Annotated in this window: 17 protein-coding genes; 1 reads left to right on the top strand and 16 read right to left on the bottom strand. The window is 65.6% G+C overall.

From position 1 onward, the window contains the following. Positions 1-16 precede the first annotated feature (16 nt). The 9 genes from KYK29_RS09535 to KYK29_RS09495 all read right to left on the bottom strand — a co-directional run bounded on the left by KYK29_RS09535 (position 17) and on the right by KYK29_RS09495 (position 10,308). Positions 17-271 carry an acyl carrier protein gene (locus tag KYK29_RS09535; RefSeq protein WP_254690649.1) on the bottom strand — a complete coding sequence of 85 codons (255 nt, stop codon included), beginning with the start codon at positions 269-271 and terminating at the stop codon, positions 17-19. Between the two features lie 2 nt (positions 272-273). Then, the gene (asnB, locus tag KYK29_RS09530; RefSeq protein ID WP_254690648.1) at positions 274-2,229 is read right to left on the bottom strand and encodes an asparagine synthase (glutamine-hydrolyzing); all 1,956 of its coding nucleotides are present in this window, start codon (positions 2,227-2,229) and stop codon (positions 274-276) included. Positions 2,230-2,237: 8 nt separating this feature from the next. Beyond that, positions 2,238-3,296, bottom strand: a complete 1,059-nt coding sequence (locus tag KYK29_RS09525; protein WP_254690647.1) for a hypothetical protein — start codon at positions 3,294-3,296, stop codon at positions 2,238-2,240. 221 nt (positions 3,297-3,517) lie between these two features. Further along, positions 3,518-4,537 (bottom strand): carbohydrate kinase family protein, encoded by a 1,020-nt coding sequence (locus KYK29_RS09520; RefSeq protein ID WP_254690646.1) that lies wholly within the window; start codon positions 4,535-4,537, stop codon positions 3,518-3,520. Beyond that, positions 4,534-5,565: a hypothetical protein gene (locus tag KYK29_RS09515; RefSeq protein ID WP_254690645.1), complete on the bottom strand. Its 1,032-nt coding sequence runs from the start codon at positions 5,563-5,565 to the stop codon at positions 4,534-4,536. The genes KYK29_RS09520 and KYK29_RS09515 overlap by 4 nt, the downstream gene beginning before the upstream one ends. Before the next feature lie 50 nt (positions 5,566-5,615). Continuing rightward, entirely contained in the window at positions 5,616-6,410 is a 795-nt protein-coding gene (locus KYK29_RS09510) for an ATP-binding cassette domain-containing protein (protein ID WP_254690644.1), read from the bottom strand. Continuing rightward, positions 6,407-7,408 (bottom strand): ABC transporter permease, encoded by a 1,002-nt coding sequence (locus tag KYK29_RS09505; RefSeq protein ID WP_254690643.1) that lies wholly within the window; start codon positions 7,406-7,408, stop codon positions 6,407-6,409. Before KYK29_RS09505 ends, KYK29_RS09510 begins: the two co-directional genes overlap by 4 nt. A 152-nt stretch (positions 7,409-7,560) precedes the next feature. Next, positions 7,561-8,574 (bottom strand): substrate-binding domain-containing protein, encoded by a 1,014-nt coding sequence (locus KYK29_RS09500; RefSeq protein WP_254690642.1) that lies wholly within the window; start codon positions 8,572-8,574, stop codon positions 7,561-7,563. Between the two features lie 174 nt (positions 8,575-8,748). Next, the gene (locus KYK29_RS09495; RefSeq protein WP_254690641.1) at positions 8,749-10,308 is read right to left on the bottom strand and encodes an FGGY-family carbohydrate kinase; all 1,560 of its coding nucleotides are present in this window, start codon (positions 10,306-10,308) and stop codon (positions 8,749-8,751) included. A gap of 155 nt (positions 10,309-10,463) precedes the next feature. On the opposite strand from KYK29_RS09495, the gene KYK29_RS09490 reads away from it, so the two are divergent. Then, a complete protein-coding gene (locus KYK29_RS09490; protein ID WP_254690640.1) occupies positions 10,464-11,693 on the top strand; it encodes an ROK family transcriptional regulator in 1,230 nt (409 codons plus the stop codon). A 100-nt stretch (positions 11,694-11,793) separates the two neighbouring features. Here the strand turns inward: KYK29_RS09490 and KYK29_RS09485 are convergent, their stop codons facing one another. From KYK29_RS09485 to glgC, 7 genes are all read right to left on the bottom strand, one after another. Continuing rightward, positions 11,794-12,126 (bottom strand): RcnB family protein, encoded by a 333-nt coding sequence (locus KYK29_RS09485; protein WP_254690639.1) that lies wholly within the window; start codon positions 12,124-12,126, stop codon positions 11,794-11,796. A 129-nt stretch (positions 12,127-12,255) separates the two neighbouring features. Beyond that, the gene (locus tag KYK29_RS09480; RefSeq protein ID WP_254690638.1) at positions 12,256-13,155 is read right to left on the bottom strand and encodes a mechanosensitive ion channel family protein; all 900 of its coding nucleotides are present in this window, start codon (positions 13,153-13,155) and stop codon (positions 12,256-12,258) included. 173 nt (positions 13,156-13,328) lie between these two features. Continuing rightward, positions 13,329-13,814, bottom strand: coding sequence for a MaoC family dehydratase (locus KYK29_RS09475; RefSeq protein WP_254690637.1), 486 nt, complete (start codon positions 13,812-13,814; stop codon positions 13,329-13,331). A 131-nt stretch (positions 13,815-13,945) separates the two neighbouring features. Further along, positions 13,946-15,919 carry a glycogen debranching protein GlgX gene (glgX, locus tag KYK29_RS09470; RefSeq protein WP_254690636.1) on the bottom strand — a complete coding sequence of 658 codons (1,974 nt, stop codon included), beginning with the start codon at positions 15,917-15,919 and terminating at the stop codon, positions 13,946-13,948. Between the two features lie 2 nt (positions 15,920-15,921). Further along, entirely contained in the window at positions 15,922-17,553 is a 1,632-nt protein-coding gene (locus tag KYK29_RS09465; protein ID WP_254690635.1) for an alpha-D-glucose phosphate-specific phosphoglucomutase, read from the bottom strand. A gap of 3 nt (positions 17,554-17,556) precedes the next feature. After that, positions 17,557-18,996, bottom strand: a complete 1,440-nt coding sequence (gene glgA, locus KYK29_RS09460; RefSeq protein WP_254690634.1) for a glycogen synthase GlgA — start codon at positions 18,994-18,996, stop codon at positions 17,557-17,559. An 8-nt stretch (positions 18,997-19,004) separates the two neighbouring features. Next, a complete protein-coding gene (gene glgC, locus KYK29_RS09455; protein ID WP_254690633.1) occupies positions 19,005-20,267 on the bottom strand; it encodes a glucose-1-phosphate adenylyltransferase in 1,263 nt (420 codons plus the stop codon). Positions 20,268-20,274: the final 7 nt, after the last annotated feature.

Raw genomic sequence — 20,274 nt, 5'->3', positions numbered from 1 at the left:
CGCCGGCGTTCCCCCGTCAGGCGGCCTGCTTGCGCGCGATGAAACCGGCGATGCGATCGATCGTATCGAGGTTTGCCGGCACGATATCCGCATCGGCGACGGTGATGGCAAAGCGCTCCTCCAGAAAGCCCACCAGTTCCAGAATGCCGGTGGAGTCGATCAGGTCGTTGTCGATGAACGACAGGTCGCTTGCAAGCGGCTGGCTGTCGTCGCCGAACAGGAAGTTCTCCACCACGAAAGTGCGGACGGTGGTCTTGATTTCATCGGACATATCTAACCCATCCCGGTCTGTGCTGAATGTTGCGTCGATTGCGCGGCGAAGGCGTCGCGCAGGAGTTCCGTCGAAAGGATGCCGATGAAGGCGGCATTGTCGCGAAAGCCGGTCGCCTGCCCCCGGATGACCTTGTCCTTGAGCTTGGCCACCGCCGGCGGGTTGAACAGGCCCGTTTCCGCCAGCCGTTCGGGAGAAAGCGCGGTGTCGAGCCAGGCCGCTGCCGCGGGAGCCGTGAAAGCCTCGCTGTCGGGCGCCCGATAGGGCTGTTTCGGCCGGTTGACGATCTCCGCCGGCACGAGGCCGTGCGCCGCCTGCTTGAGAATATGCTTTTCCCGCAGACCGCAAAGCTTGGCTTCCGGCGGAAGAGCGGCGGCGAAATCCACGACCCGGGGATCGAGGAAGGGAAAGCGGCCTTCCACGCCATTGGCCATCATCACGCGGTCGCCCTGGCTTGAGAGAATATAGCCGGGCAGCAGAAAGGCGGTTTCGAGATATTGCGCCTGATGCAGCGGGTGCCAGCGGGAAAAATCCGCCGGCAGCCGCTCCGCCAGTTCCGCCGTCGCGTCATAGTCGCCGATCTCCCGGCGCAGCCCGGCGGAGAAGAAGAGCTTGGCGGCGGCGGTCGAGCGGAAGCGGGGACGATGGGAATAGAGCGGGTCGTCGAAGGTCTCGGAGCCGGTGGCGAAGAAGCGCGCCAGATATTCCGGCGACTGCTGTTTCAGGCCCGGCAGATAGGGATAAAGACGCTGGAAGAGCAGGGGTCGGCGGGTGGAGCCCGGCTGCCGCCCGCAGAAACGGCGCACCCGCGCCTCGCGGAAAATATCGTAACCGGCGAAAAGCTCGTCCGCGCCCTCGCCGGTCAGCACCGCCTTCATGCCGCTTTCCCGCACCCGGGACGACAGGAGATGGAGGGGGACGGGTGCGGTGCGCAGGACCGGGCTTTCCACATGCCGCATCGTTTCGGGAAACAGGGCGGCGATGGCCTGTGCGTCACAGGCGACGCTTTCGCTGGTCACGCCCAGCGTTGCTGCCATCTTGCGCTGCCAGCCGCTTTCGTCGTGTTCCGCGCTGTCGAAGGTCAGCGAGAAGGTGCGCAAGTCGTGCGGGGCGGTTTCAGCCGCCAGAGCCGCGATGAACGAGGAATCGAGACCGCCGGAGAGATAAGCGCCCACCGGAACATCGGCGCGCAGCCTCAGGCGCGTGGCATCGGCAAGCAGCGCGCGCAGTTCTTCCGTCCGATCGTGCGGCGGACGTGGCGTCGTCGTCTCGCGGTGATCGGGAAAGGACGCCTGCCACCAGGGACGGATGGCGATCCGCCCGTCCCGCACGGTCATCAGGTGGCCCGGCGGAAGCTCGCGGATGCCGCGGAAGGCCGTGCGTGGCGGGATCGGAAACCATAGCGTGAAGATCTGGTCGAGCGCCAGCGGGTCGATTTCCGCCGTCATGCCCGGCAGGGCGAGCAGCGCCTTGATCTCCGAGGCGAAGAACAGCGCACCTTCATGCTCGGCATAGTAAAGCGGCCGCACGCCCATGCGGTCGCGCGCCAGCACCAGCGTCCGGCTGGCCTCGTCATGGATGGCGAAAGCGAAGTCGCCGTTCAGGTCGGCAAGGCAGTCGACGCCGTTGCGGGCGAAAAGCGCCAGCAGGACCTCGGTGTCAGACTGTGTGTGAAAGCGGTGGCCGCGCGCGATGAGATCCTCGCGAAGCTCGACATAATTATAAATCTCGCCGTTGAAGGCGACGGCAAGCGCGCCGTTTTCGGATGCCATCGGCTGTGCGCCATCCGCAAGGCCGACGATTGCAAGCCGTCGATGGGCAAGACCGGCTTCGGTGCGCAGCAGCGTGCCTTCGCCGTCCGGGCCGCGGTGGCGAAGGGTCGCGACCATCCGGCGCAGATAATCCGCTCCGCGCTCCGGCGAGAGTGTTCCCCCGCAATATCCCGCAATTCCGCACATGTCGTTCCCTATCCGAACCGGTCGCCGATGAGACGTGTCCAGCCCTCGCCGGCCAGTCCGTTGAGAAAGGCCTGGCCGTTGACGGCAGCCTGGAGAAGTTCCGGATCGCGGGCGTGGACAAGGGTGGCCGACGTCTGGAGGAAAGCGAATTTGCTGCCGATCATCGCCTGTAGCAGGTTGGGCTGGGTACGGCCGCGAATGGCGGCGAGGCCGCGTTCGCTGGCGCTGCGCAGCAGCCGGTCGAGGACGATCGCTTCATGGCCCGCTGCCGCCATGACCTGGACGGTGCGGCCGATCCCGCCACGATCGCCATAGTAGAGATAGAGGCCGACGGGCTTGCCCGCGCGGGTCCTGACCACGCGCTGCACGCGTTCGCCGTGCAGCGCCTTGCGTTCCGCGTGGCCCAGCATCGTTTCGAGCGTTGTCTGGTCCCAGTCCGGCCGCAGCGCGAAGCGGCCGGCAAACTCCAGGCAGAGGCCGGCGAATTCGTCATTTTCCGCTTCCGTGTCGACGAGGGCGTCGGCGCGGCCGGCGGCGGGGCTGTAATGGATCCACGCCTGCTGGCCGCCGCGACGCGTGACGAACCGGTCCGCGCCGCGTGCGAGAGGTGCAAGAAGCTTCAGCCCGGGCAGGCGGGGCGCGGCTGCGGCGAGCAGGAAGGCGGATGGCTTGAGAACCCGCAGCCACTCGAGACTGTAGGGGGCCAGCGGCGTTGCGCGCATCGACCGCCACATGCTGGTGGAAATATCGTTGGAGGTCTCCGTGAAGGACAGGTCCTGCGGGCCGGAAAGCACGTCGCGCAGCAGGCGCGCGCCGGCGAAAGGATCGCTTTCACGGGTGTCGGAAACGAAAGTGCCGCAGGCTGCGGCCCGCACGGAACGGTCCCCAAAGCGCATATCGAACGGCAGGACGCCAAGAAAACCCGAGACCGTGCCGTCGTCGCGCACATGCACCCGCGAGCAGATGTCGGGATCATGCTTGCAGAAGTCGAGGAACAATGCGCGCAGATAGGCGCGCAGGTCGGCGCTTGCCGGCAGCCGGCTCTTGCGCAGAAGCCGCTGGAACATGTCCGCGACCGCGTCGACGTCTCCGGCTGCAAATGGTCGTACGCTTGGCATGGTGATCCGTCGGCTCTGCCCCCTCTGGCGCCTCCAAGGTGGAGACGACAGGAACCTGCTTACGCGAGGACCATGAAAAAAAGGTCAAGAAGGCCGGGGCCGCCTGAAAACCGGCTTTCGATGACGAGGGGCGGAGAGGTCCGCCCGGCGTCGGTGCGCCGGGTGGCGGGTCAGAGAGGACGGTATCCCCATTGCCGGGCGAGGGCGAGGCATTCCTGCCACGACACGACGGATCCGGTGGTGGAGATACTGCGCAGCGAGGCGGCCGCGGCGGCGTGGGCGAGGGCGAGGCAATCCTCCACCGCCCAATCCTCGTGCAGACCGTAGAGCATGCCCGCGGCAAAGGCGTCGCCGGCGCCGTTTGCTCCCAGCACCTCCTCCCTCGGGATGGCGACGGACGGCAGCGTCACGGTCTTGCCGTGGCGGCTGACGGCGATCGCGAAGGCCGGGCAATGGACGGCGACCACCTGCATCGCGCCGCGTTCCAATGCGATATGTGCGGCGCGCTCGCAGGCCTCACGGTCCGTCCGGTCGTCGCGGATGGTCTCCATGCCGGCGATCGCGCCGATTTCCATGTCGTTGACGACAAGGAAGTCGAGATGCGGCAGGCAGGGCGCGGTGAGCTGCGCCATCAGGTCGCGATCGACGCTTGCCAGCTCCAGATTGGTCTTGAGGCCCGCGGCACGGGCTTTTGTCAGCACCGCCACCCAGCCGTTCGGCAGGTCGTGCCATGGGGCGTCGAGCGTCTTGTGCACGCCGGGCAGGCCGAGATGCAGGAAACGCGCGTGCGTGGCGGTGAAGTCGAAGTGGTCGGGCGTCAGATAGGCACCGACGCCGGCGTGGAAGATATGCGTGCGCCGATGGGATTGCAGGGATACATAGGCGTCGCAGAATTGCGTCGCCGCCCTGTTGCTGACCGCCATCTGGCGCACATCGATCCCCGCCTCCTCGGCGAGCGCCTGGAGATAGCGCCCGTCGTCGTCGTCGCCGACGAGGGTGATGGTCTCGACCGGCATGGCCGGGTCGAGACGCTTGATGTCGAGCGCGAGATTGCAGCCGGAGCCGCCGCCATGCCGCTCTTCCTCGAGAAGTTCGGCAAGGCCGTCTTCACCCGGCCAGTGGCTCACGCTGCGATTGTAGTCGACGCACCAGGTGCCCCCGGTGAGGACCCCCCTTCGCGCAGTCGTCATTTCGACTGCTCCGGCTTGAGAACGGCTTCGGTGGTTTCGTTGTCCGCGGCAAGGTCGCGGATCGGCGTGATGCCGTCCTTGCGCAGGCTGTCATGGTAGCCCTTCACCGCTTCCGAAGGCGAAATATTGCCCGATGCGACCTCACGCATGAAGCGGATCATCGCCAGCGGGTTTTCCGCCAGATTGATCTTGCGGCCGAAGAGGGCGACGCGTGCGCCGAAACGCTCCGCCTGGTGAAGCAGTTCGAAGCAGTCGCGCGTCGTGCCCGCGCCGCCGCCCAGAACGCCGACGACGGTGCTTGGATCGTAGGAGGCCAGTTCCTCCATCGCCTTGGCGCCGTTGAAGGGGATTTTCAGGAATCGCGGGCGATCCGCCCTGGTGACGCCGGCGATGCAGCGCATGATCATGTCGTTGACATAGTGCGGCAGCAATTCCGGATCGATGCCGCAGGCCACGTTGGGATTGAACACTTCGAGGAAGTATTTGAAGTTGTTGCGGGCCGCGTCCTCGCGGAATTCCCAGAACGCCTCCATCGACTCGTAGTCATGGTCGAGATCGTTGTTGAAGGTGATGGAATAGAGGCCGAGATCGGTGCCGGTGATCGGCGCGCCGGGGGCCGGATCGATGGTGCCTGTGGCGACGCGCGACAGCGAGGCGGTGCGGAACGGGCGCGAAGGCTTCTGCGCATAAGCCGCGCCGCGGCCGACCCAGACGTCCGTGGTGTCGTTCGCGCGGATCGCCGGCTTGATGGCGCTATCGCGGTAGACCCCCATTTCGATCAGCGCTTCCAGGTTGGAGGCGGAGGTCAGCATGATGTCGACGATGTCCTGCTCCACGACCGCGCGGATATTCTCCAGGAATTCCGGCCGGGTGTGATAGCGGGTCCATGTGCCGTCCTTGCCGCGCCGGGGGCCGCAGGAGGTCATGCTCGGTCCCATGTCGCCGTCTTTCGCGTCGGCGATGATGAAATCGTCGCGGGTATATCGGCCGGCGTGGATGCGGGACAGTTTCTGGTCGAGGCGATACATGGGAGCACTCCGTTCTGAGAAAGCCTGCCCGGACGGGCCGGCGGAAGGGATCAGGCTGTGGCCGCGCCGGTCATGATGGCGACCACATCGTTCATCGAGTGCGATTTTGGTGTTACCACGGCGGCACGCCGGCCGAGCCGCATGATATGGATGCGATCGGCGATCTCGAAGACGTTCGGCATATTGTGACTGATCAGCACGACGGGCAAGCCCCGGTCGCGGATCGAGCGGATCAATTCCAGCACCTGGCCGGTCTCGCGCACCCCGAGGGCGGCGGTCGGCTCGTCCATGATGACAAGCTTGCGGGCGAAGAGCGCCGCGCGGGCGACGGCGACGCCCTGCCGCTGGCCGCCCGACAGCGCCTCGACGGCGTTGCTGATCGAGGGCAGGCGGAATTTCAGCTCGTTCATCGCGCGCTGGGCTTCATCGCGCATCCGCCTCTTGTCGAGCCGCCGGAAGATGCTGCCGAGAACGCCCGGGCAACGAAGCTCGCGCCCGAGGAACAGGTTGGAGGCGATGTCGAGCGCTGGCGCGACGGCGAGGTCCTGGTAGACCGTCTCGATACCGGCATGGCGTGCGCCGAGCGGTCCCTTGAACTGGATCGGCCGGCCGTCGAGCAGGATTTCGCCGCTGGTCGGGTGGACGGCCCCCGTCAGTGTCTTGATGAGCGTGCTCTTGCCGGCGCCGTTGTCGCCGACGATCGCGAGGATCTCCCCGTCGCGCAGTTCGAAGTCGACCCCGTCGAGCGCGGTGACATGGCCGTAGGTCTTCACGACGTTGCGGGCTTCCAGAACGATGTGCGGCGCGTCGCCGGCCGCCGGCTGAAGGCTGATGTCTCCGGTCATCGGTTTTTCCTCCGCGACATCTGGTCGAGGGCGACGGCGACGATGACGAGGATGCCGGTGATGAGATCCTGCCACAGCGGATCGATGCCGGCGAGCGTCAGGCCGTTGCGCAGGACGCCGACGATGAGGGCTCCCACCAGCGTGCCGATGAGACCGCCGCGACCGCCGAACAGGCTGGTGCCGCCGATGACCACCGCCGTGATGGAATCGAGATTGGCGGTTTGCAGCGCATTGGGATCGGCGTTGGGAATGCGGCCGAGCGCCAGCCAGGCGGCGATGCCGTAGATCAGTCCTGCAAGCAGATAGACCGAAACCAGATGGCGGCGAACCGGGATGCCGACCAGACGGGCGGCTTCCGGATTGTTGCCGATAGCGTAGAGATGCCGGCCCCATTTGGTCTCGTTCAGAAGATACCAGACGAAGACATAGAGCCCCGCCATGATCAGGATACCATAGGTCAGCACGAAGCCGCCCGTCTTCAGCGTCGTGCCGGTCCAGGCGAGAAAGGGATCGCGAACGGGAAAGGCGCCGCCCTCCGAAATGAGGCGCAGCGCGGCCGTCAGGATGCCGAGTATGCCGAGCGTGACGATGAAGGGCGGCAGCCGCAGGCCGGCGACGAGCCCCCCGGCGGCAAGACCGGAAAGCGTGCACAGCAATATGGCGAAGCCCATCGACAGGACCGGGTCGTAGCCGAGATTGACCAGCTTGCCGGCGACGATCGTCCCGAGCACGCAGATTGCGCCGACCGCCAGATCGATGCCGGCCGTCAGGATGATGAGCGTCTGCCCGATGGCGAGCGTGCCGATGATGACGGTCTGCTGGAGGATGATCGAGATATTGTGCGTGGCGAGGAAACGCGGATTGGTGAATGCGAAGATCACGCAGAAAACGATGAGCACCAGAAGAGGTCCCGCCGACGGCGTGCCCAGAATACGGGCCTTCAGGCTGGGCGACGAGCTGGATGACGTCGGGGACGGAGAAGCGCTGGCTGCGTTCATGGAAATCTCATGTCTCACGGCGACCAGGAGAGATCGCGGCGCAGGACCGGCCGCGATCTGTCGGAGCGCTGTGCGGGCGTGCTCCACCGGCATGGATGCGTCGAGTAGACGTCATGCCGGTGTGAGGTGCCGTCCCGCACAGGATGGCGGGATCAGTCGCCCCAGCAGTTTTCCAGACCCCAGGCGGTGTCCTTGGATTCGAGCCCTTCCACCGGCTTGTCGGTGATCAGTTCCGAGCCCGTGTCGACGAAGCCGCTCGGCTTGTCGCCGGTGGCGGCATATTCGGCGATGGCGTCGACGCCCATCTCGGCCATCTTGTAGGGGAACTGCATGACCGTCGCGGCGATCTTCCCGTCCTTGACGTCGCGAACGCCGGCGCAGCCGCCGTCGATCGAGGTCAGCATGACGTCGTCTTCCTTGCCGAAGGATTTCAGCGCCGCATAGGCGCCGGCGGCCGCCGGCTCGTTGATGGTGTAGACCGCATTGATATCGCCGTTCTTGGACAAGAGGTTCTCCATGCCGACCTGTCCCTTGTCCTGCGCGCCGTTGGTGATCGCCGCGCCGACGATGGCCGGATCGCCCTCGGCGATGCCGAAGCCCTTGAGGTAGCCGTCGTGACGGAAGGTGTCGACGGTGCCGCCGGGCGTGCCGTCCAGCATCGCGACGACGGCTTCCTTGTCGCCCATCGCCTTGCGCGCATAGGCGCCCTGTTTGACGCCGGCCTCGAAATTGTCCGTGGCGAAGGTGGCGTCGACCGCATCGGCCGGATCGGTGGCGGTATCGAGCGCAATCACCAGGATGCCGCTCTCGCGCGCCCGCTTGATGATGTCGAGCATGCCGGACGAATTGTTCGGCGTGACGAGGATGCCCTTCGCGCCGGCGCTGATCAGATCCTCGATGGCCGCGACCTGGCCTTCGTTGTCGCCGTCGAACTTGCCGGCGCGGGCGATCAGCGTCAGTCCCTTCTCCTTGGCGCGGGTTTCGGCGGCCTGACGCATCTTGACGAAGAACGGGTTGACTTCCGTCTTGGTGACGAGCCCGACGATGACGTCCTCCGCCGAGGCGGAAGCGGGCGTAAGGGCAAGGCCGAGCATGAGGCCGAAGGCGCTCAGGCCGGCATAAAGGCTTTTCGAGCGCGCGGATGCGCGAATGCGATGAAACGACATGAAAACCTCCCAAAAACAACGGTCCGCCCCGTTTCCGGTTGTCCGGGCGGCCAGCCTCTCCTCAAAGGCCGATGGGATTAGGGCATCAGTTTTGGATGAAGTCAAATGGTAATAAGAATTCTTTTGTCTATTTTTGTCCAAAATAGACCGGCTGCAAGACCCGCCTGTCCTTCGTCAGGCTCCGTCGAGACGGCGCAGGCCATGCAGCGCCTGGCGCAGTCCGTCCTGCCGGCCGAGATCGCCGTGAAGCCGGTAGGCCGCGGCATAGACCCTTGCCTGCGCCGGGCGCGGCGTCACGCGGGAGACGTCATGCGCGCCGAAGCGACGCGCCCCTTCCGCGTAGTCTGCGACCACGCCGCCGGCCACCGCACCGTGGATGGCGGCGCCGACGGCGGTGGCGTTGTCTATGTCGGGAACCGAAACAGGCCGGTCGAGCACATCCGCGATGATCTGCACCAGCAGCGGATTGGCGCGGGCAAGACCGCTGGTCATCAACACCTGCCGGGGTGACAGTCCGCTACGGGTGAAGCAGTCGAACACGGTGCGCGTGCCGAAACACAAGCCCTCCATCAGGGCAAGATAGATCTCGCCGGCCGTCGTCTCCCGCGTCAGTCCGGCGAGCACGCCGGAAAGATTGCCGTCGGCGTGGGGGACGCGGTTGCCGCCCCACCAGTCGAGCGCAATCAGCCGCCCGGCCGCCGGCGCAAGCGCGGCGGCCTCCGCGTCATAGGCGCGAAAACTCTCCGCCATGTCCGCGCCTCGCGGAAAGGTCCGCACGAACCAGGCAAGCGTGTCGCCGAAGCTTGCCTGCCCCGCTTCGTAGAGCCAGAGGTCGCGCATCGAGCCGTTGAAGGCCATGCCCTCGATCCCGTCGGGAAGACGGCCGGGGCGGTCGTCGAGATAGAGATAGGCCGCGGACGTGCCGAGCGCGCCGACGAAACAGCCGGGGGTCACCGCGCCGATCGCCGGCAGCACGACATGGGAATCGATGACTGCGACGGCGACCGTTGCCGGACCTTCGATGCCGGTGCGCCCGCGCCAGGCCGGCGTCAGTGCGCCGGCGGCCGTCCCCACCGGCAGCGGCGGCGTTACCCGGCGGTCGAGACCGTCGACGATCCCCTGCGGATAGCCGGCCTCGGTGGAAAACTGCGCCTTGTAGGCGGCAAAGCCGAGGCCGCGCGCTTCCCTGCCGGTCAATTGCCACACGAGCCAGTCGCCGCCTTCGATGAAACGGTCGGTCGCCGCCCATAGTTCAGGCGCTTGCGCGGCGACCTGCGCCGCCTTCGCAAGCAGCCACTCGCCCGAAACCCGGCCGCCGAAACCGGCGAGGAAGGGATGGGGGTGCGCGTTGATGGCATCCGCATAGGCCTGCGCATTGTGTTTCCAGAGCTTGACATAGGCATGGGGAGCGTCGCGTGCGATGCGGGAGAGCGGCGTGCCGTCGGCGCGGGCGGGAAGCGGGGAACTGGCGGTGAAGCCGATGCCGATGCCTTCCACCGTCCGTCCGCGTCCCAGGCGGGACAGGATCCCGGCCGCGGCCTCGGTGTAGTCGTCGGCGTCCTGCAATACGAAATCCGGCGGCAGCGGCGTGCCGTCGGCAAGGTTGCGCGTCAGGATGCCGTGGCGATAGGGATGCACATGGCTTGCCACCTGCGCGCCCGTCGCCGTGTCGATCAGTACGCCCCGGGCGGATTCCGATCCATAATCCAGCCCGATGAGGTAGCTCGCGGCCATCTGCTTCTCCCGGCATCCCGCCGTATAAATACAAAACCAGACATAAACTCCGAACTTATGTATTTTATTTTACATAATTAGCAAGGCGGTTGCAAAAGTACGGCTTTATCTCGATCCGGTTTCCGGCTAAACCCGGACGATCAAGGGAGCGATGCATGGCAAGGGCAGGGGACGGGCGTGATTGGCCGACGCTGGAAAGCGCCGGCGGCATCCTCTCCCTGATCGCCACGGGGGCCGCCTCGTCGCGTGCCGGGCTCCTGCGGCAGTCCGGCCTGTCACGGGTGACGGTGACGCAGCGTCTCAATGCGCTTCTGACCGCCGGCCTCGTGCGCGAGACGGAGGAAACGCTGCCGAGCGGTGGCCGGCCCACCCGGATGCTGGCTGTCAACGCCGCCGCCGGCTTCATGCTGGTCGCCAATATCGGCGAGACCCACATCCATTTGGCCGCCATGGATCTCACGCCCGCCGTCATCGCCCAGACCACGCTGCCCTTCGTCGTCGCAAGCGGCCCTGAAGCCACCCTGGCGCGGATGGCCGAGGCTTTTCAATCGCTCATCGAGGCAGCCCTGCCGACCCATCGCTTCTTCCTTGGAATCAGCCTCAGCCTGCCGACGCCCGTGGATTTCAAGCGCGGTCGTGTCGTCGGGCCCTCCGTGCTGCGGGACTGGGACGACGTCGACATCATCGGACGGCTGCGGGAGCGTTTCGCCGTGCCCGTCTATGTCGAGAACGACGTGAACCTGATGACGCTTTGCGAGTACCGGCGCAACTTCCCGGACACGGAGGATATGCTCTTCGTCAAGATCGGCACCGGTATTGGCAGCGGCATGATTTCCGGCGGGCGCATCTTTCGTGGTGCGCAAGGGGCCGCCGGCGATATCGGTCACATCCAGTTTCTGTCGGATGACGCGCCTCTCTGCCGCTGCGGAAAGTTCGGCTGCGTCGAGGCGCGGGCGGCCGGGTGGGCGATCGCCCGCGACCTTGCCCGTCGCGGCTTCAGCGCTGGGACGGCGCGCGATGTGATCGGTCTGGTGGAGCAGCGCGAACCGGAGGCGATCATGCTGCTGCGGGCGGCGGGCCGCACCATTGGCGAAGTCGTTTCCGATGTCGTCAGCATCATCAACCCGAGCCTTATCGTGGTGGGTGGCACCCTGGCGCGCGGCGGTGATTTTCTGTTGTCCGGTATTCGGGAACTCGTCTACCAGCGCTGTCTGCCGCTCGCCACGCGCGATCTTTCCATCGTGCTGTCCGCCGCGGAGGAAGACAGCGCCCTTTTCGGCGCTGCCTATCTGCTCCTGGAAAACCTGTTCGCCCCGGCTGAAGTCGATCGTTTGCTGCATCGCTTCCTGCTCAGCCGCCCCGTCCTGGCGGCCCTGCCGGGATAGTTTCTGCTTCCGGGCAGGGCCGCGCCATGGCGACGCGGCCGGGCGTGGCGGGGCCGGAACGGACGGCCGAAGACATCGGCAATCCCGCGACGGTTCAGGCTTACCGGCCGGCGGCCATGCCGAGGATGACGCCGGTGGCGAGGCTGATCAGCAGGTAATCGTTATCGACCTTCACCCACTGCTGGTTGCGGGCCGGCGCATGCAGCTTGTGGCGCTTCCAGTCCCGCACGGCAGGCCGCCGCTTCCAGTCGGTCACGCGCTGGCCCTTGCGCCAGTTGTGGCGCTTGTTGGGCTGGTGCTTTTGCATCTGGTGCTTGTGGCTGGATTGATAGGACGGCTTCTTCTGGCCGCCGTGATATTGCGCATGCGCCATCGGCGCGGCGACGAAGGAAAGGGCCAGCGCGGCGGCAAGGGAGCGGGTGAACAGCTTCATGGTGTCGTTCCTCGTTGTTGATGAGAGGACCCTAGAAGCCGGCCAGTGAACAGGATATGAACGGGATGGTTAACTATTTTTAATGAAAACAATACCTTATATATGCCCCTGCCCTGTGGTCGGGCAGGGCTAGCCGGCCTCCTGCGCCGGGTCGATGAGCTTGACGCGGCTGTAGGGTGGCGGAAGACCGCGCTTGCGGATCGCCGTATCGATCGCCACGAGGATGACGTCGCGGCAGTCCATGTCGTCGAGAAAGCTCGGCACCCAGTAACGTACGGCAAAGCGCACGCCCTCCATATCGTAGGAGAGCGCACGTACGTCCGGCCGGGGCGATTTCATGATGAGGTCGGTCGAGGCGGCTGCGGCGGCAAGCAGTTTCTTGCCCTCGCTGACGGGGATATCGTGGCCGAGCACGATCTCGATGCTGGCGCGGTAATGTTTTCGCGGCGCGCTGAAATTCGTCATCCTCTGGCGCGAGACCTGACTGTTGGGCAGGATCATATAGGTGTCGTTGCGGGTCTGGAGCCGCGTGGTGCGCCAGCCGATCTCGGTGACGCGGCCCCGGATGGTGCCGTCGATCTCGATCCAGTCGCCGATCCGGAAGGGCGCTTCCAGCCCGAGCGCCACGCCCGAAAGCACGTCGGCGAGCACATTGCGGATGGCGAAGCCGAGAATGGCGATGATCAGGCCGGAACCGGCGAGCGCGCCGCCGGCCGATTGGCCGAGCAGCATGGCCACCGTTATCAGCGTCGCGATCATGAACAGCGCCGCCGTGACGAGTTCGTGCAGAAGCTTCGGCACCTTGCGGCGGCCATTGCCGGACCGGCGCAGGGTCGCTCCGATGATGCGTGCAAGCAGCCAGGCTCCCGCGTAACAGGTGACGACACCGCTCAGCTGGCCGATGATGTTGCGATCGGCCTGCGGTGCGAAATGCTGGAATGCCGCGTCGTGGAACACATAGATGCCGATCGATACGGCAAAGAGCAGCGCCGGCCAGACGAAATGGCCGGCTTTTTTCGATTGTGACATACAGTTCTCCTTGCAGGCGGCCTGCTGTATACGCTTGCGCGGGCGCGGCGCCTGCCTGTCTTGCGGTATAGCAGTGAACGGCCGGGCGAGCACCCTTGCGTTCCGGCCCGTCAGGCCGGCGGTGATCGCAGGGAAGGGCCGGCTTTTCCGGCCGGAACCTGCAATGCGGCCCCTTATTGCAATGGCCGGTCCTTGGGGTCGAACTGGATGATGGTGATCCAGTCGGCGGTCAGTGCCGGCTTCCGCTCGTTCTCGATCTCGACGGTCACCTGGTAGCGGACGGTCAGCATGCCCGCTCCGCGAAAGCGTGCGTCGGCCATGACGAAGCGGCCGCGCACGCGCGCGCCGCATTTTACCGGCGTGATGAAACGGATTTTCTCGAAACCGTAATTGATGCCCATGGTTTGCTCGACGATGCGTGGAACGCAATCGAAGTTCATGGCGGAGAGAAGGGAGAGCGTCAGGAAGCCGTGCGCGATCGTGCCGCCGAAGGGCGTCTCGGCGGCGGCGCGCACCGGGTCCGTATGGATGAACTGATGATCTTCCGTCGCGTCGGCGAAACGGTCGATCATCGTCTGGTCGACGGTGAACCATCGCGACAGGCCAAGTTCCGTCCCGACGAGGACGCTGACGTCCTTCAGATGTATGTCTTGCGGCATGCACGATCCCCAGCAATCGAATGTCTGCTTCTAGAGCATTTCCGTTTTATCCTGAAATACGAAAAATCGTGTGTTCCTCTGTTTTGACGGCAATCCCGCGATACGGCTTCCGGTTTGCGCCCGGATGAATCTCAGACGGTTTCGACGAAAACCTCCACCGTTCGCGCTGGAAACAGGCCGGAGGGAGGACGATTGGCGGCCAGCAGGCTCGTCCAGCGCCTGCCTTCGGCCTCCGGCAGGCGATAGGCCTGAGCGGCATGGGTGCGGTTGACGGCGATGGCGAGGGAGAGGGTACGGGCCTGAAGGGCGTCATAGGTGCGAAGCACGGCAAGGAGCGTTCCGGCCTCCGGTGCTTCCCAGTCGCCGACCGACATCGGCGCGCCGGCGAAGGTCAGCCATTCGACGTCGCCTTCGCCGGTCAGAAAGCGCGTCTCCCGCAGGGCGGGGAAACGCCGCCGGAGAGCGGCGAGCGTTGCGGTGTGCGCGATCAGGTCCTCGTCCATCCGGTCCCAGTGCAGCCAGGTGAGCGCATTGTCCTGGCAATAGGCATTGTTGTTGCCGTCCTGGCTACGGCCGCCCTCGTCGCCGGCGGTCAGCATGATCGTCCCGCGTGAAAGGAAGAGGCTGGCGAGAAGCGCTTCGACATCCTGACGGCGGGCGGCGAGCACCGCATCGTCCGTGGTCGCGCCTTCCACGCCGTTGTTCCAGGAGTGATTGTCGTCATGACCGTCGCGGCCGTCCTCGCCGTTGGCTTCGTTGTGCTTCCTGGTATGGGAGACGAGATCCATGAGCGTGAAGCCGTCATGGGCGGCGATGAAATTGACGCTGCGGGTCTCTTCCTCGTGCCTGCGGGAAAAGATATCGGACGATCCGGCCAGCGCGGTGGCGAAACCGCCGAGGGCGTGGCCGTCGCCGCGCCAGAAACGGCGCATGCCGTCACGATAACGGTCGTTCCACTCGAGGAAGGAGGGGGGGAAATTGCCAAGCTGGTAGCCGCCGGGGCCGGGATCCCAGGGTTCGGCGATCATCACGCGGTCAGCCAGCAGGGGATCGGCCCGCATTTCGGTGAAAAGCGCGGCGTTCGCGTCGAAACCGGACGGGCCGCGTCCGAGGATCGTGGCAAGATCGAAGCGGAAGCCGTCGACGCCGGCCTGACGTACGAAGTGCCGCAGGCTGTCGAGGATCAGCCGGCGCACCATCGGGTGGTCGCAGGCAAGCGTATTGCCGCAGCCGGTATCGTCGACGAGCTTTCCGGGATGGCCGTCGACGTGACGATAATAGGCGGCATTGTCGAGCCCGCGCATGGAAAGCGTCGCGCCGAGCCGGTCGCTCTCGCCGGAATGATTGAAGACGAGATCGAGAATGACGCCGATCCCTTCCCTGCGCAGGGCCGCCACGGTCGCGGCCAGTTCGGCCATGCCGCCCGGAACGATGCGTGGATCGAGAGCCATCAGGGCGACGGGATTGTAGCCCCAGGCATTGCTGAGCCCGAGCGGCGGCAGGTGGCGCTCGTCGATCCGGGCGGTGATCGGCATGAGTTCGACCGCATCGACGCCGATCCGCTTCAGGTGCCGGAGCACGACGGGATGGGAAAGCGCGCCGACAGTGCCGCGCAACGCCTCCGGCACATCGGGATGAAGCTGCGTGAAGGCGCGCACCGCGATCTCATAGATGAAGCCGCCGGGACGAAAGATCGGCCGGCGCCCTGCCACGGGGATGTCCCGCGTCACGATGGCTTTCGGCACCAGATCGGCGGTCTCCGCCCCGAAGACCGCAAGGCGCGGATCGTGCAGGAAGGGACGGTCAAGTTCCTTCGCATAGGGATCGACCAGCAGCTTGGCCGGGTCGAACCAGAGGCCATCGTCCGGTGAATATACGCCCGTTGCGCGGTAACCGTAACGCGTTCCGGCGGATGCCCCTTCGACGAAAACCCGGTGAAAACCGCTTTCGTCGCGGCCCATGGGCATGCGGGCGACTTCTGTGCCGCCGTCCCGGTTAAACAGGCACAGGTCGACACGGTCTGCCGCGTGGGAATAGACGGAAAACTCGACCCCGTCCCCGCAGAGCGTGACGCCGGGGGCGAAGGAGGGCGCGACCAGTCCCATGATCAGGTGATGACGCTCGGTGCGTCCCGGCCGGTGCGACGCCGGATGCCGGCCACGTCGTCGGCAACGGCGATGAGATCGGCGAGCGCCTCCTGGGTATCGAGATCGTGGCGCGCGGGGTCCGGCTCGAAACGCTCGATATAGACCCGCAGCGTCGCGCCGGTCGTGCCGGTGCCGGAAAGACGGAACACCACACGCGATCCGTCCTCGAACAGAAGGCGGATGCCCTGATGCTCGCTCACCGACCGGTCGACGGGGTCGTGATAGGCGAAATCGTCCGCCGCGCGTATCCGCAGTGCGCCGAAGACCGTTCCGGCCAGCGTGGAAAGCTGGCCGCGCAAGGCAGCGACGAGGTCGTTTGCGGCCGTGGTGTCGACTTCCTCATAGTCATGCCGCGAGTAGTAGTTCCGGCCGTAGGTCGCCCAGTGCTGGCGGGCGATGTCCTTCACGCTCTCCCTGCGCATGGCGAGAATATTCAGCCACAGGAGGACGGCCCAGAGGCCATCCTTCTCGCGAACGTGGCTGGAGCCCGTGCCGGCGCTTTCCTCGCCGCAGATCGTGGCCAGGCCCGCATCCAGCAGGTTGCCGAAGAATTTCCAGCCCGTCGGCGTTTCATAGATGGCGATGCCCATCTTTTCGGCCACCCGGTCGGCCGCGCCGCTTGTCGGCATGGAACGCGCGATGCCGGCAAGTCCCTTGGAATAGCCGGGGGCGAGATGGGCGTTGGCGGCCAGCATGGCGAGACTGTCGGAAGGGGTCACGAAGATACCCTTGCCGATGATGAGGTTGCGGTCGCCGTCGCCGTCTGAGGCCGCGCCGAAGTCCGGGGCGTCGTCGCCCATCATCGTTTCGTAGAGCGCATGGGCGTGGACGAGATTGGGGTCCGGGTGATGGCCGCCGAAATCCGGCAGAGGCATGAAATTCAGCACGGACCCCTTTGCCGCACCCAACCGGTTTTCGAGGATCTCCTTGGCGTAGGGGCCGGTGACGGCGCTCATGGCGTCGAAGACGATCCGGAAGCCGCCGGAAAGCAGCGCCCGGATCGCATCGAAGTCGAAAAGCTCCTCCATCAGTTCGGCGTAGTCGGCTACAGGGTCGATCACGGTCACCGTCATGCCCGCCACCTCGCGCGAGCCTTCCGCGTCGAGATTGACGTCCGGCGCGTCGGCGATGCGGTAGCTGTCGATCGTCCGGCTGCGCGCGAAGATCGCCTCGGTGATCTTCTCGGGCGCCGGTCCGCCATTGCCGATATTGTACTTGATGCCGAAGTCCCCGTCGGGGCCGCCGGGATTGTGGCTGGCGGAAAGAACGATGCCGCCGAACGCCTTGTTCTTGCGGATGAGGTGGGAGGCCGCCGGCGTCGACAGGATGCCGCCGCGTCCGACCAGAACGCGGCCGAAACCGTTCGCCGCCGCCATCCGGATCGCCAGCTGGATGACCTCGCGATTGTAGAAGCGGCCGTCGCCGCCGATCACCAGCGTCTCGCCCGCAAAACCTTCCAGCGAATCGAAGATCGACTGGAGGAAGTTTTCCGCATAGTTCTTCTGCTGGAATACCGTGACCTTCTTGCGCAGGCCCGAAGTGCCCGGCTTCTGGTCGGAAAAGGGCGTGGTCTGTACGGTTTTGATCGTCATGGCTCAGGCTCGCAAAAGAAGACTGGAATAAAGATTGGCGTAGCGATCGGCGCTCTTTTCCCATGAAACGTCCGACTTCATGCCCTGGTTCTGGAGACGCGTCCAGGTTTTCGGTTCCCGCCAGGCGTGAAAGACGCGGCGAAGGGCCTGACGCAGCCCCTCGGCGGAAACCGGCGTGAACTGGAAGCCCGTCGCCACCCGGGCCGAAAGCGCCGCCTCATTGGCGTCGATTATCGTGTCGGCGAGACCGCCGGTGCGCGCGACCACCGGAACGCAGCCGTATCGCAGGCCATAAAGCTGCGTCAGGCCGCAGGGCTCGAAGCGCGAGGGAATGAGGATCGCGTCGGCGCCGGCCTGCATCAGGTGCGACAGGGGCTCGTTATAGCCGATGACGAGGCTGATACGGCCGCGATTGCGCGCGGCTGCGGCAAGAAGCGAACCCTCCAGCGCTTCGTCGCCGGCGCCGAGCACGACGAGCTTGCCGCCCTCGGCGACGATCCAGTCCGCCAGCTCCGCGATGAGATCGATGCCCTTCTGCCATGTCAGGCGGCTGACCACGCAGAAGATCGGCCCGTCATCGTCGTCAAGGCCGAAGCGTTCGACGAGGGCCTGGCGGTTCACCGCCCGGTGCCGGAGCGTCGACCTCGTATAGGGCCGGGCGATATGCCGGTCGTTCGCCGGATCCCAGATCGTGGTGTCGATACCGTTGACGATGCCGACGAGGTCGGCAGCGCGGTCGTTGACCAGCCCGTCGAGCCCCATTCCGTAATCCGGCGTCGTGATTTCGCGGGCGTAGGTCGGGCTGACGGTGGTGACGGCCCAGGCCGTGCGCAGCCCGCCCTTGAGAAAGCCGACATCGCCGTAATATTCGAACCCTTCCATGCTGAAGGCTTCGGGCGGCAGGCCGAGTTGCGGCACGATGTCCGCCCCGAACTGGCCCTGGAAGGCGAGATTGTGGACCGTCACCAGGGAGGGGACGTGTTGCAGGCCGGTATAGCGCAGATAGACGGCCGTCATCGCCGCCTGCCAGTCATGGGCATGCACGATATCCGGCCGCCAGTCCGCAAGTCGGCCGCGGGCGATTTCTGCGCCGGCGCGCGATAGCGCGGCAAAGCGCCGCCAGTTGTCGGGATAATCCTTGCCGGTGGCGTCGGTATAGGGGCCGCCGGTCCGCTCGAAGAGTTCGGGAGCGTCGAGGACCAGAAGATCCAGGTCGGCGTAGCGTGCGGCCAGAAGGCGTGCCGGCGTGCCGAGGAGGTCGTCGAAGTCCGCCGCCACCCGGGCGTCGCCGAGCTTCTGCATCACGGCCGGATAACCGGGGACGAGGGTCCGCATCGGCATGTGGTGGCCCGCCAGCGCGAGGGGAAGCGCGCCGACGACATCGGCGAGCCCCCCGGTCTTGATCAGCGGAAAGATTTCCGATGCCACCGAAAGGATGTTCATGAGGACGTCTAGAGCTCCAGCTTGTCGATCATGGACTGGGTGATGAGGCAGATGCCGTTCTCGGAGCGGCGGAAACGCCGGGCATCGAGTTCGGGATCCTCGCCGACGATCAGCCCCTCGGGAATGCTCACGCCGCCATCGATGACGACGTTGCGCAGTTGCGCATGGCGTCCGATCATCACGTCGGGCAAAACCACGGCGCCCTCCAGACGGGCGTAGGAGTTGGCGCGCACGCCGGTGAACAGCAGGCTGCGATGAAGCGCCGAGCCGGAGATGATGCAGTCGCCGGAAACGAGCGAGGAGACGGCCGAGCCGCGCCGGTTCTCGTCGTCATGCACGAATTTCGCCGGCGGGCGGATCTCCGCAAAGGTCCAGATCGGCCAGGAACGGTCATAGAGGTCGAGTTCGGGCGTGACGTCGGTGAGGTCGATATTGGCCTGCCAGTAGGCGTCGATCGTGCCGACGTCGCGCCAATAGGCCACCCGCTCGAACTCCGAGCGCACGCAGGACGCGGTGAAGCGATGGGCGACGGCTTTGCCATGCTGCACGATGTAGGGGATGATATCCTTGCCGAAGTCCCGGCTGGACGCCGGATCGGCGGCGTCGCGGCGCAGCATCTCCATCAGGAATTTCGTGCGGAACACGTAGATGCCCATCGAGGCGAGCGCCATTGCGGGATTTCCGGGTATGCCGGGCGGATCGGCGGGCTTTTCCACGAACTCGATGATCTGGTCCTTTTCGTCGACATGCATCACACCGAAGCCGGTCGCGTCGATGCGCGGCACTTCCAGGCAGCCGATAGTGGCGTCCGCGCCGGAATCGACATGCTGCTGGAGCATCAGCTCATAGTCCATCTTGTAGATATGGTCTCCCGCCAGGATGACCATATATTCGACGCCGTAATCCTCGATGATGTCGATGTTCTGGAAGACCGCGTCGGCGGTGCCCTCGTACCATTGCGTTTCGGAGACGCGCTGGCTCGCCGGCAGGATGTCGAAGCTTTCGTTGCGTTCCGGGCGGAAGAAATTCCAGCCGCGTTGCAGGTGGCGGATCAGCGAATGCGCCTTGTACTGGGTTGCGACGCCGATGCGGCGGATGCCGGAATTCAGCGCATTGGACAGGGCGAAATCGATGATGCGCGCCTTTCCGCCGAAATAGACCGCCGGTTTCGCCCTCCGGTCGGTGAGTTCCTTGAGGCGGCTGCCGCGGCCTCCCGCCAGGACATAGGCCATCGCATCGCGTGCGAGGGGTTGGTTGCGCTTTTGCTCCATGACGTCC

The organism is Shinella daejeonensis (assembly GCF_024281235.1).
GTDB lineage: Bacteria > Pseudomonadota > Alphaproteobacteria > Rhizobiales > Rhizobiaceae > Shinella > Shinella daejeonensis.
Note: the sequence above shows the minus strand (reverse complement) of the source record. Positions and strands in the feature narration are given on the sequence as shown.